The organism is Nostoc sp. DSM 114160, from assembly GCF_053470305.1.
The window spans coordinates 175,429-188,438 of sequence record NZ_JBPFGO010000002.1; the positions used below are offsets into that span (position 1 = coordinate 175,429).

11 protein-coding genes and 1 pseudogene are annotated in these 13,010 nt (G+C 42.7%); 3 read left to right on the forward strand and 9 right to left on the reverse strand.

Annotated elements, in window-relative coordinates; all coding sequences use genetic code 11:
- Positions 1-93 precede the first annotated feature (93 nt).
- Positions 94-288 carry a hypothetical protein gene (locus NSTCB13_RS17830; RefSeq protein ID WP_094342069.1) on the forward strand — a complete coding sequence of 65 codons (195 nt, stop codon included), beginning with the start codon at positions 94-96 and terminating at the stop codon, positions 286-288.
- Positions 289-385: 97 nt separating this feature from the next.
- On the opposite strand, the gene NSTCB13_RS17835 is transcribed toward NSTCB13_RS17830, so the two are convergent.
- The 8 genes and pseudogenes from NSTCB13_RS17835 to psaA form a co-directional block, all read right to left on the reverse strand.
- Complete coding sequence (locus NSTCB13_RS17835) at positions 386-1,276, reverse strand: DNA-methyltransferase (protein WP_445632098.1); 891 nt, start codon at positions 1,274-1,276, stop codon at positions 386-388.
- 72 nt (positions 1,277-1,348) lie between these two features.
- A pseudogene (cynS, locus tag NSTCB13_RS17840) lies at positions 1,349-1,790 on the reverse strand (cyanase).
- Between the two features lie 32 nt (positions 1,791-1,822).
- The gene (locus tag NSTCB13_RS17845; RefSeq protein ID WP_445631435.1) at positions 1,823-1,984 is read right to left on the reverse strand and encodes a hypothetical protein; all 162 of its coding nucleotides are present in this window, start codon (positions 1,982-1,984) and stop codon (positions 1,823-1,825) included.
- A 146-nt stretch (positions 1,985-2,130) separates the two neighbouring features.
- On the reverse strand, positions 2,131-2,478 hold the full coding sequence (locus NSTCB13_RS17850; RefSeq protein WP_448273332.1) for a type II toxin-antitoxin system PemK/MazF family toxin: 348 nt from the start codon (positions 2,476-2,478) through the stop codon (positions 2,131-2,133).
- The gene (locus NSTCB13_RS17855; RefSeq protein ID WP_448273333.1) at positions 2,478-2,684 is read right to left on the reverse strand and encodes a hypothetical protein; all 207 of its coding nucleotides are present in this window, start codon (positions 2,682-2,684) and stop codon (positions 2,478-2,480) included. The genes NSTCB13_RS17850 and NSTCB13_RS17855 overlap by 1 nt, the downstream gene beginning before the upstream one ends.
- Positions 2,674-3,069 (reverse strand): hypothetical protein, encoded by a 396-nt coding sequence (locus NSTCB13_RS17860; RefSeq protein WP_445631433.1) that lies wholly within the window; start codon positions 3,067-3,069, stop codon positions 2,674-2,676. Before NSTCB13_RS17860 ends, NSTCB13_RS17855 begins: the two co-directional genes overlap by 11 nt.
- Positions 3,070-3,138: 69 nt before the next feature.
- Entirely contained in the window at positions 3,139-5,364 is a 2,226-nt protein-coding gene (psaB, locus tag NSTCB13_RS17865; protein WP_448267216.1) for a photosystem I core protein PsaB, read from the reverse strand.
- 118 nt (positions 5,365-5,482) lie between these two features.
- Positions 5,483-7,741: a photosystem I core protein PsaA gene (gene psaA / locus NSTCB13_RS17870; protein ID WP_445631431.1), complete on the reverse strand. Its 2,259-nt coding sequence runs from the start codon at positions 7,739-7,741 to the stop codon at positions 5,483-5,485.
- Positions 7,742-8,278: 537 nt separating this feature from the next.
- Between psaA and NSTCB13_RS17875 the strand changes: the two genes are divergently transcribed.
- Positions 8,279-9,889 (forward strand): hypothetical protein, encoded by a 1,611-nt coding sequence (locus NSTCB13_RS17875; RefSeq protein ID WP_445632096.1) that lies wholly within the window; start codon positions 8,279-8,281, stop codon positions 9,887-9,889.
- Positions 9,890-10,514: 625 nt separating this feature from the next.
- On the opposite strand, the gene glsA is transcribed toward NSTCB13_RS17875, so the two are convergent.
- Entirely contained in the window at positions 10,515-11,444 is a 930-nt protein-coding gene (glsA, locus tag NSTCB13_RS17880) for a glutaminase A (RefSeq protein WP_445631430.1), read from the reverse strand.
- A 39-nt stretch (positions 11,445-11,483) separates the two neighbouring features.
- Here glsA and NSTCB13_RS17885 point away from each other — a divergent pair, with 39 nt between their 5' ends.
- A complete protein-coding gene (locus NSTCB13_RS17885; protein WP_448273335.1) occupies positions 11,484-12,998 on the forward strand; it encodes a thioredoxin-like domain-containing protein in 1,515 nt (504 codons plus the stop codon).
- Positions 12,999-13,010 lie beyond the last annotated feature (12 nt).

Below are 13,010 nucleotides of genomic sequence, written 5' to 3' on the forward strand. Positions count from 1 at the left end.
TGAAACACACTTAAATAAAGTTTTAGCTCTAGAGAATAACCTCATTGAAAGTGCTAAGATTTAGGCTGAATCATTAGTGTTTCCTTTTCTTCTGTGGCTAGAGCTAGTACAGCGATTGGTGTCAGTCCCATTATTAAAGAGATTGTGCAAAAACAGGCACATTCCACACGTTTGACCCTGAAAGAAGTTATTCTGATGGGGATGTTAGCTATTGATAAACTAGATGATCGAGGTCGTCAAGAGCTAGCCGATCGAGTTCATCAAATGCAAGTGAATGGAGAAATTTGAGTAAGTAGTTAGAAGTTAAGAGTTATGAGTTATGAGTTATGAGTTATGAGTTATAAATTTTAATAACTTCTTACTCCTGACTCTTTACTTAATTTGGTTATTGGCTAAATCGATAACGACTTCCCATTACATAATTTTCATTAATTTCAAAAGATATCCATCGGCGTTGCAGAGTTTCAGCAACAAAGCCAGTTGTATTAGAACCTGCAAATGGATCTAATACCATATCACCTTCATCAGTTAAAAATTTGATGAAGAACTCGACGAACCCTTGAGGAAAGCGTGCTGGATGGGGTCTAATTTCTGCTGTTTTGCAGCGTCGTAAATAAGCACTATTCGATTCAGTATTAGCAATTTCTAACAAATTCGGCAAAATTGCACCTTGATTATCTTTTTGAAATTTATCAGAAATATCATGTCCACTTGGACGTATTTTTGCTTTATAGCCATTGAGGAGTAACTGTTTCATACTTTGGCTATAGGGTTTTAATACTTTTCTGTTATCTGCTTTAGGATTGGGTGTTTTAGACAACCACCAAACTGTATTTACAGAATCTTTCACACGAATCCGCCTGATTGTCACCCACTCAGCAGGGGTTGGCAGTCGAGCCGGATTATAGTGGTAAAATTCTTGAGCAAGAAAGAAACCTACTTCTTTGCATAATTTGACTAAAAGTTCGTATTGGTAAATACTCCGCACGGGATTACCAGGTAAGTAAGCGCCGCCTAAATCTAGTACGAATGAGCCATTATCTGCCAGTACTCTTTTAAATTCGGATGCAAAAGGTAGAAACCACTCGATATATTTTTCGGCAGTTTCGTTACCGTATTCTTTTTTTCGGGTGAGTGCAAATGGCGGTGAGGTGAGAATTAAATCAACACTATTATCATCAATAAACTTAATCAGTTTCAGACTATCACCTAAATATGCGGCTCTGTTCTGCTGAGTATAAGAGGGATTAATAATTATTTCTTTAGGTGGCGTTATTGGTTGTTCTTGCAAGATTTATCAAGTAATATCAGTTTTATAGTTATAACTTGTTTTGATGTTATTGAAATACTACCATTTTTTGTATGGTAGAAATTTCCCAGACATAATGATTTTAACGCGATCGCCTTTGGGGTCTTCTTCTTTCTCTACATCTAAAGTAAAGTCAATGGCGCTCATAATTCCATCGCCAAATTTATCGTGAATCACGGCTTTAAGCGGGAATCCGTACACCTGCATAATTTCGTAGAAACGATAAATCAGTGGGGTCAGTTGGGACAACTGGGCCTAATCCTTTGACAGGATATTCAGTCAACTCATTAATATAAATTGGGCCTAGCCCTAATGCTTCGATTAGTAACTTAGCTTCTTCTGGGGAAGCACTAGCTTGACGGTAGATGACAGCAGCAATCCAGACTTCATCCCGTCCGAGAATTTTTTCTAAATCGGCAAAGCTTAATCCTTTCTCTTGTTTTGCTGCTAATAGCTTTTCAGTAATTTCGGGAACAGACACCTGATAACTCCCCTGATTTTCCATATATACTATCACTGCGATCGCCTGATTCGCGTTTGTATTTCGTCTGCCACTACAAGACAACCTTTGAGGGGTTCCTCAGCACAAACTTGCCGCCAAACAATTCGATTGTCACAACAGATAATAATTGAGATTACTGCTGAATATTTTTCTACTGAAATTCGTTTTTTCATAATACAAGCAACTTCACCATAACCAGGATTTCCAGTGAGTCCTTGTAGATTATTATGCTCATAGCTGGCGATCGCTAAGTTAATTTTAGGCGATGACTACGGCGGTAAACTACACAGTTTTCACTAGCTTCATAACATACTTGAAATTATGTAATTTTCAGAGCTTGAAGAATCACTGAGTTCAACTGCTGAACTTGACTTGTTCCCAATTTACCTATTCTTCTGGTGATTAGTCTACGCTCTATGGTAGTTATTCGAGTCACCCTAACTTTAGAAGCAACCCGTAATCCAGTACTAGTAAAATCTGGATCTGAAGGTTCTAAGATAAACTCTTCTGGACTCAAACTACTTATGTTTTGAGATGAAATAAAACATAAAGTGACATCATCGCCTATAGTGTCTATCCATAAAACTAAACCAGGGCGTAGCTTTGTTCCACTCAAGTCTGTAAATGGAAATGAAACTAAGACGATATCACCTTTTTGGAGAGACATTAGATAGGTTCTCCGTCGTCAAGTGAGTATATATCTGGTTCATTTTCAAGAAAGTTAAAGGCTCCTCCATTCTGGGCAAGTAGCACTAGCTCATCAGTTGAAGGCTCTGATTCATCGAAAAATAGCTTTTCTTTCAAAAGCGATCGCTCTTCCTCTGAAAGAGATAGGATAACTTGCAACAATGATTCAACAAGTTTAGTGTTCATTTCGTATTTCGGTTTGTTTTACATACATTTTTTCTATTAATTCATTTTCGTTTTTTCCTTCCGGTATCTGTATGAAACACAACGGGATACCGAGTTCTTGTTCATCTTCTTGGTCAAGTGATTCAAATTGTGTATATTCATCCTCCATTAAGAAGTAACGTGCTTCTTCTTCATTAGAAAATGTGTATTTAGAACCATCACAATCTAATATCTCAGCGGAAAAATCATCGTAAGTTCTTAACCTTGCCCAATTTAAGTTAGGAAAACTACACCACATCAGCCACCAACTTTCTTTGAGAATAGATTTTTGTTGAAATTGCACTTTATTTCCACTTATTTTTATAGTATTTTTAACTTCTATTACTGTAATTTTAAACTTAATCAATTTAACAAAAAAATCCCCCACCTTGCGGCAGGGGATTTTGATTACTTATCTACAAAACTAGCAGCCGAATTAACCGAACTTACCAGCAGTAGAAGCAATCAAGAATGCAGCGTAAGTTACAACGTAACCAACTGCAAAGTGAGCTAAACCAACTACGCGAGCTTGAACGATGGACAGAGCAACGGGCTTGTCTTTCCAGCGAACTAAGTTAGCTAGAGGAGTACGTTCGTGTGCCCAAACAAGGGTTTCGATCAACTCTTGCCAGTAACCTCTCCAAGAGATCAAGAACATGAAGCCGGTAGCCCAAACTAGGTGTCCGAACAAGAACATCCAAGCCCAAACAGACAGGTTATTCACGCCGTATGGGTTGTAGCCGTTAATCAACTGAGCGGAGTTAGCCCAGAGGTAATCGCGGAACCAGCCCATGAGGTATGTAGAGTTCTCATTGAACTGAGCAACGTTACCTTGCCAAATACCGAGATGTTTCCAGTGCCAGTAGAAGGTCAACCAACCAATGGTGTTGAGCATCCAGAACGCAGCTAGGTAGAAGGCATCCCAAGCGGAGATGTCGCAAGTACCGCCACGACCGGGGCCGTCGCAAGGGAAGGAATAGCCGAAGTCCTTTTTATCGGGCATCAGCTTAGAACCACGGGCATCTAAAGCACCTTTGACCAAGATCAAGGTGGTGGTGTGCAGACCTAAAGCGATCGCATGGTGTACCAAGAAATCGCCAGGCCCAATTGTCAAGAACAGAGAGTTAGTACCAGCATTGATGGCATCTAACCAGCCTGGCAACCAAACGTTAGCGTAGTTGGGCCATGCTGTGTAAGCAACACTATCTGGATTAGATAACAAAGTATCTAAACCGTACAGTACTTTACCGTTAGCAGCTTGGACGAATTGAGCAAATACTGGCTCAATCAAGATTTGCTTTTCAGGAGTACCGAAAGCAACTACTACGTCGTTGTGGACGTACAGACCAAGGGTGTGGAAGCCCAAGAAAAGGGATACCCAGCTGAGGTGGGAAATAATCGCTTCTTTGTGCTTCAGCACGCGCTCAAGTACGTTGCCTTTGTTTTGCTCTGGGTCGTAATCACGTACCCAGAAGATTGCTCCGTGAGCAAATGCACCAAGCATCAAGAATCCAGCAATATACTGGTGATGCGTGTACAACGCTGCCTGGGTTGTGTAGTCCTTCGCAATAAATGCGTAGGAAGGCATGGAGTACATGTGCTGCGCTACTAGGGAAGTAACAACACCTAGCGCTGCTAAGTGCCATCCCAATTGGAAGTGCAGGGAGTTGTTGTAGGTGTCGTAGATACCTTGGTGAGGTAGGTTGAACGGCCCTTCAACAGGAATACCAAAGAAATTCTTGGCATTCAAGGCTTCTTTGAGACTGTGACCAATCCCAAAGTTTGTCCGGTACATGTGACCAGCAACGATGAATAAAACTGCGATCGCCAAGTGGTGATGAGCTATGTCAGTCAGCCACAAAGCTTCTGTCTGGGGATGGAAACCACCCAAAAAACTCAGAATTGCAGTTCCTGCACCTTGCGATGTCCCGAATATATGTCCAGGAGTGTCAGGGTTTTGAGAGTAAACACCCCAGTTACCTGTAAAGAATGGTGTTAAACCTGCTGGGTGGGGTGGGGTATTCAGGAAGTTATCCCAACCTACGTGCTGACCGCGAGATTCAGGGACAGCAACGTGAATTAAGTGACCAGCCCACGCCAAAGAACTAACACCAAACAAACCTGCTAAGTGGTGGTTCAGGCGATGTTCAGCGCTCTTAAACCATGCCAAGCTAGGACGGTACTTGGGTTGCAAGTGCAGCCAACCAGCAAACAGTAATACAGCAGCAAATACCAGCAAGAACACTGAACCGTTGTACAGTTCGCTGTTATTCCGCATACCGATGGTATACCACCAATGGTAGAGACCAGAGTAGGTAATGTTTACCGGATTACTAGCGCCAGCTTGGGTAAAAGCTTCGATCGCTGGTTTACCAAAGTGGGGGTCCCAAATCGCATGGGCGATGGGACGGATATGAAGGGGATCTTTAATCCACTGTTCAAAGTTACCTTGCCAGGCTACGTGGAACAGGAGGCTGGATGCCCACAGGAAGATGATTGCCAAGTGACCGAAGTGAGTTGCGAAAATCTTTTGGTAAAGATTTTCTTCCGTCATGCCATCATGGGTTTCAAAGTCGTTGCCTGTAGCGATCGCATACCATATCCGACGAGTCGTCGGGTCCTGTGCGAGATCCTGGCTAAATTTCGGAAATTTTGTCGCCATAGGTTTAATAAATCCTCTGACCTTTAGCCATCAAGTACCAGTTGAATTTTGGATTTTGGATTTTAGATTTTGGATTCAATCCAAAATCTAAAATTTCAAATCCAAAATTTCCTGATTGCTACCCTACTGAAAGGATGTGTGCATGGAAGAATGCCCAAGTAGTAGCAATTCCACCTAATAGGTAGTGAGCTACCCCTACCGCCCGACCTTGAATAATGCTCAAAGCGCGAGGCTGAATTGATGGTGCTACTTTCAGTTTATTATGCGCCCAAACAATGGACTCAATTAATTCTTGCCAGTAGCCACGACCACTGAACAGGAACATCAAGCTGAATGCCCAAACAAAGTGAGCGCCTAAGAACATAAGTCCATAAGCAGATAGCGCACTGCCGTAGGAGTTGATGACTTGTGTCGCTTGTGCCCACAAGAAATCACGCAACCAACCATTGATCGTGATGGCGCTTTGAGCAAAGTTACCACCAGTGATGTGAGTCACAACACCATCTGCATCTACGGTTCCCCAAACATCTGATTGCATCTTCCAGCTGAAGTGGAAAATTACAATAGACAGGGAGTTGTACATCCAGAAAAGTCCGAGGAATACGTGATCCCAACCAGACACTTGACAAGTACCGCCACGACCAGGCCCGTCGCAGGGGAAGCGGAAGCCCAGGTTTGCTTTGTCTGGAATCAGACGAGAGCTACGGGCAAACAGCACACCTTTGAGCAGAATTAGGACGGTGACGTGAATGGTGAAAGCGTGAATGTGGTGAATTAGGAAGTCCGCTGTCCCTAAAGCAATGGGTGCAGCTGCCACTTTCCCGCCAACAGCCAATACACCGCCGCCAAAGACATAGCTAACTGGTTCTAGGGCATTGGGTGCAGTTGTACCAGGAGCCAAAGCGTGGATATTTTGTATCCACTGGGCAAATACTGGCTGCAATTGAATTGCCGTATCAGAGAACATGTCTTGGGGACGACCCAATGCACGCATCGTGTCGTTGTGGATGTACAGTCCAAAGCTGTGGAAGCCGAGGAATATAGACACCCAGTTTAGATGAGAAATGATCGCATCCCGGTGACGAATTACCCGATCGAGCAAGTTGTTTTGATTCACAACTGGATCGTAATCGCGCACCATGAAGATGGCAGCGTGAGCTGCTCCACCAACGATTAAGAAGCCACCGATCCAAATATGGTGAGTGAATATGCACAACTGTGTAGCGTAATCAGTTGCCAAATATGGATAGGGGGGCATCGCGTACATGTGATGCGCGATGATGATGGTCAACGAACCCAGGAAGGCGAGGTTAGTTGCCAACTGAGCGTGCCAAGATGAGGTCAGGTTTTCGTAGAGACCTTTGTGACCTTCACCGGTGAAAGGACCTTTATGGTTTTCTAGGATCTCTTTAATGCTGTGACCAATACCCCAGTTGGTTCGGTACTGATGACCAGCAATGATAAAGAGAACTGCGATCGCTAAGTGGTGATGAGAAATATCAGTCAACCACAAGCCGCCTGTTACCGGGTTCAGACCGCCCTTGAAGGTGAGGAAGTCAGCATACTGACCCCAGTTCAAGGTGAAGAAAGGTGCTAAACCAGCTGCAAAGCCAGGGTACAGTTCGGTCAACAAGTCTTTGTTCAAGATGAACTCGTGGGGCAAGGGTATGTCTTTTATAGCAACGCCTGCATCCAAAAGCTTGTTGGTCGGTGCGGACACGTGGATTAAGTGACCTGCCCATCCCAAGGAACCACAACCTAGCAGTACTTGCAGGTGGTGATTTAGCATCGATTCCACATTCTGGAACCATTCCAGTTTAGGAGCGCGTTTGTGGTAGTGGAACCAGCCGGCAAATAGGAACAAGCCTGCTAATACCAATCCACCGATCGCTGTGCAGTAAAGCTGGAATGAGTTGGTAATCCCCCAACCACGCCATACTTGGAACAAACCGGAGGTGATTTGAATACCGTGGAAACCACCGCCAACATCACCGTTTAAAATGTCTTGTCCGACAATGGGCCAAACGACTTGAGCGCTAGGCTTAACGTTTAACGGGTCACTTAGCCAAGCTTCGTAGTTAGAAAACTTCGCGCCGTGGAAAATCATCCCACTCAACCAGATTGTCACTACAGCCAGGTGGCCGAAGTGGGCTGAGAATATCTTGCGGGAGATGTCTTCTAAATCGCTTGTATGTGTATCAAAATCATGGGCGAGTGCGTGCAGGTTCCAAATCCATGTGGTGGTTTTGGGACCTCTGGCTAAGGATCTGTCAAAGTGTCCAGGTTGCGCCCATCTCTCGAATGAGGTTGGAACTGGGTCATTATCGACGATTACTCTTGCCTTTTTTTCCTCTCGCTCCGGAGGACTTATTGTCATTCGACCTCCTCTCTTGATAAGGAATGAGGAATCATGAATACCACAAAATTAACCATTACCGCAAATTCCAGAATTGTACTGAAGCCGCGATGAAGACCTATGTGGATTGTTGTTTCTCGTTGAATTATAAAGTCTTCACTTGTACATTGTTGGAGATATTTTAACAATAATTCAAACTTGCTCAAATATTGCTGAAATTCATGCCTTAACTGGCTTTTAACTTCAAACTTTTTGTCCAAAAGTCAATAGTTTAACTATTTAATTTACAAAGAATAACAATTCGTAAAATTTATGGTTTGGCTGTATGTAGCGGATGTCCCAACTTTTACTGCGATTACTCATGAACATTTATGTCATATTTCAATTTTTGCAAGTAAAACACTGTAAAGAATATGACTTAATTTTAAAATTTTATGAGACATAAAGGAAAACTTATAGGATGTAAGGCAGATTTCACCTTTTGGGCTATAGTTCCAGATGGACAGTTTGAGCCAAAATAATCTGTCAATTGTCAAAGACTATCACTGGGTGCAGCGCATGAACTCGTGGCAGAAAAGGGTGTTAGAGAAGTTCCTCCCTCAGAGGTTCCCGATTCTCAGGTGGGTAATGATATTAGTGCTGGTATTAAGCTTGACCAGTTGCGGCGAGAAAGCCGACAGCCAGGAAGTATCTACTGCCTATAAAGAAAACTCTCCAAAGATTTCTCAAATTTCAAAGCAATTTTCGGAAGTTTCCCCTCCATCTGTTATTCAAGAACTGCGTCCAATTTTGGAAGTTTATCAGCCACAAGTGACAATTGTTACTCCAAAATTTGATGAAGTTCTTCAAGACAACAAAGTTACAGTTAGTTTTCAGGTTAAGGATCTACCAATATTTAAAGACCCACAATTACAACTGGGGCCACATTTACACGTAATTCTGGATAATCAACCTTATATACCTGTTTACGACCTGAATCAGCCTTTAGTTTTGCCAGACTTGTCTCCAGGTAGTCATACCCTGCGCGTCTTTGCCTCTCGTCCTTGGCATGAAAGCTTTAAGAATGAAGGCGCTTATGCCCAAACAACATTTCACGTCTTCACCAAAACCGACGACAACACCCCAGATCCTAAATTACCCCTGCTAACTTACAGCCGTCCTCAAAGTAGCTACGGGGCAGAACCAATCTTACTGGACTTTTACCTAACTAACGCTCCTCTGCACCTTGTTGGTAAGGAAAACCCCAACGACGAGTTCAGTGATTGGCGCATTCGCTCCACTATTAATGGTGAAAGCTTTATTTTCGATCGCTGGCAGGCAGTTTATCTTAAAGGCTTCCGTCCAGGGAAAAACTGGGTAAAACTAGAATTTATCGATAATCAGGGAAATGCTGTCAAAAATGCTTTTAATACTACAGTTAGATTGATTGACTACCAGCCAAAGGGTAAAGACACTTTGTCGAGAATTGTCAGAGGAGAACTCACAGCAGATGAGGTGCGCCCTATTGTAGACCCGAATTATAAACTTGCACCTAAACCCACACCCACACCTTCTGTGGAAAAAACACCCCCAACACAGCCCAAGGTAGAAAAACAGCCGATTCCGGAAACCGAAATTCCAGAAAAATCCAAAACACAGCCAGAACAACCAAAATTAGAAGTTCCCACGGCTACACCAACTCCCAGCTTGTCTCCAATACCACCAGAAATTATTGAGTCCCCAGCACCAGAACCACAGCCAGAGGTAATACCAACTCCCGAATCAACACCGTTACCTGAAAAAGTAACGCCTCAGCCAACAAAACCTAGATTTGGTGGATTTTTTAACCGTGGGGCTGGTAAAGTTCCTACCCCAGAAGCACCAGTTGCACCATCTCCTAGTTTGCCACCGACACTGCCAGAGATTATTGAGTCTCCAACACCAGAAATTATTACGCCAACACCACAAGCACAGCCAGAGGTAACGCCAACTCCCGAATCAACACCGTTACCCGAAAAAGTTGCGCCTCAACCAACAAAATCTAGATTTGGCGGATTTTTTAACCGTCGAACGACCAAGACACCTACTCCCCAAGTAACAGTTGCCCCATCTCCTAGTTTGCCACCAACGCTGCCAGAGATTATTGAGTCTCCTGCACCAGAAATTATTACGCCAACACTAGAACCATAAGCAGAGGTAACGCCAACACCTCCTTCTGTTGAATTACCCGAAAAACCTGAATTTTCATGGTATCTGGAAAACCTTTCTTCTATTTCTCTCTCCAAAAACAGAGAGACTTTGAATTTTCCCCCTTCCCTCGCAGGGAAGGGGGTTAGGGGGTTAGGTCAATCGTTAGCTTTTCCACATAACGTAGAAAAGTTAGGTGTAACTTAGGGTGGGCTAATCTTTGCAGGTCGATGCATTAACATAACAAGTCGATGTATTGGCATAACAAGTCGATGTATTGGCATAACAAGTCGATGTATTGGCATAACAAGTCGATGTATTGGCATAACAAGTCGATGCATTTACATAACAAGTCGATGTATTGGCATAACAAGTCGATGCATTTACATAACAAGTCGATGTATTGGCATAACAAGTCGATGCATTTACATTACAGCTCAAGACGTGGGACAGCTTTAGAAAACTTTTGTGTACACCGTAGCCTTTTAGGAGAGGCAGAGGTCTGTCGAACTCACGTTCAATTAGTCATCAGATGGTTGTCGCAAAACATGGAGGACGACTAATTTGTAAATCTGAGGTGGGTAGTGGTAGAGAATTTATCATTTCTCTGCCTATTCAAAAACAGGATTTAGCCAAAAATACTCAACTGCAACTCTTGTGCTAAAGCCTCAACAAAAACAAGACCCGCGACCGGATTTCCTACACCATCCAAAGCTGGACTGTAACAAGCGATCGCCCCCTCTCCTGGTACTATTGCTACAAGCCCACCACCAATTCCTGATTTCATCGGTAGACCAATTCTGACTGCAAACTTGGCAGAAGCTTCATAAAGTCCACAAGTTAACATCACAGCGTTGACAATGCGACGGTTTTGTGGTGAAAAATAGCTATTTTCACAAGCTAGCAGTTTTCCTAATACGGCTAAATCTTCAACTCGCCCAGATATACAGCATATTTGCTCGTAGGTGTCAAGTGCTATTTCAATATTTTTTAGATGACCTGTTTCGGCAAGATAGTTTGCGATCGCTTCATTGGCTTTTGAGCGGGTTAATCGCACTGAAGCTAGCATCACCTCATCTAAGCTTAGTTGACAACCTGCTAATTGGTTGAGCCATTGACAAAATAAAAAAGTGCGTTCGTTCGCGTCCTTTCCTGGTAACTTATCAGACAAAGTAATTGCCCCACTATTAATCATCGGGTTGCGGGGATGGCCGCGATCGCTAATCAATTGTTCTAAAGAATTGAAGGGTGCATCCGATGGTTCCACCCCAACCCAGCCGAAAACAGTTTCTGCTCTGAGATGTTCTAGCAGATAAAGTAGAGAAAATGTCTTAATTACACTCATTAGCGGGAACACACAAGCTGTATCCCCAAAGCTGATGGTGTGTCCAGATTTACAGCAGATATGAACTGCAAACCAATCAGGATTAGCTTTAGCCAATTGCGGAATGCGATCGGCAACTTGTCCTCGTTCAACTTGGGTTTTCGCTAGCTGCACCCAGCCTGATAACTCCGTTGTAGTTAATTTTTCAAGTCCTTTCACAACAAATACAGCCACGTTAAATTATTATTTACGAATTACGAATTACGAATTAGTATGATTCCCCGTGTCAGAGCGCCAGAATTACCACAAAATTACTCTTGGCTCAATACCGATAAACCATTGTCTCTTAAACAACTTAAGGGTAGAGTCGTAATTTTAGACTTTTGGACATACTGCTGTATCAATTGTCTGCATATTCTGCCAAACCTGAAATATTTAGAACAAAAATATAAAGATAGTCTTACTATTATCGGCGTTCACTCTGCCAAATTTGATAACGAAAAAGAAACAGAAAATATTCGCCAAGCCATCCTGCGCTACGACATTGAACATCCTATTGTAGTTGACAGCGGTTTTCGGATTTGGGAAGAGTATGCTGTGCGTGCTTGGCCTACATTAATAGTTATCGATCCAGAAGGTTATGCGATCGCCCAGATTTCTGGTGAAGGAAATCGTGACACTTTAGATGAGTTGATTCAAAAGTTAATTCAGCAACACCAAGACAAAGGCACAATTAATTTCCAAGAAATCAACTTAACTTTAGAAAAACAGCGCCAACCATTAATCACACCTTTAGCTTTTCCTGGTAAAGTTCTAGCTACTCAAATGGGTTTATTCATCGCTGACTCTGGACATCACCGCCTAGTTATGAGTAGTTTCGACGGAGAAATTCTACATTTAATTGGTACTGGAAAATCTGGCTTAACCGATGGTTCATTTAGCGAAGCACAATTTTTTGCACCGCAAGGAATGGCTTATGATGCCGAAAATCAGATTCTTTATGTTGCTGATACAGAAAATCATGCACTGCGGCGAGTTGATTTAAAACGCCAAATCGTCGAAACTATTGCGGGGACTGGCGAACAAAGCCGTAATATCCATCCTCATGGCGGTGCTGGTTTAGAAACCGCACTAAATTCTCCTTGGGATTTAGTGAAAGTAGGAAATACCCTATTTATTGTAATGGCTGGGCCGCATCAAATTTGGCAAATGGATTTAGAAACTGGTATCATCAAAACTTATGCTGGTACTGGTGCAGAAGCGTGTATTGATGGTTCACTTACTGAATCTGCCTTTGCTCAACCTAGCGGTATTACTAATAATGAGCAAGAATTATATATTGCTGACAGTGAAGTTAGTTCAATTCGTAGTGTAGGAATTGTCGAACCGTATCAAGTAAGAACTGTTTGCGGTAGTGGCGGTTTATTTGGTTTTGGCGATGTAGATGGACAAGGTGAAGATGTCCGTTTACAACACTGTTTAGGAGTGGAATACGCGCAGAATTTTTTGTGGGTGGCAGATACTTATAATCATAAAATTAAATTAGTTAGCCCTAATGGGAATTGTCAAACAGTTTTGGGAGATGGTTCTGCTGGTTTACAAGATGATCAAGGTAAGAACACTCGGTTTTTTGAACCTTCGGGATTGAGTGTTTTGAATTCATATCTATATATTGCTGATACCAATAATCATGCTATCCGCCGCGTAGATTTGAATACTTTTGAAGTAATAACGCTTAAATTTCCTGGTTTATGCGCGCCGGATATTTGTATTCCGCCTAATTTATAGAATTATCTTCCT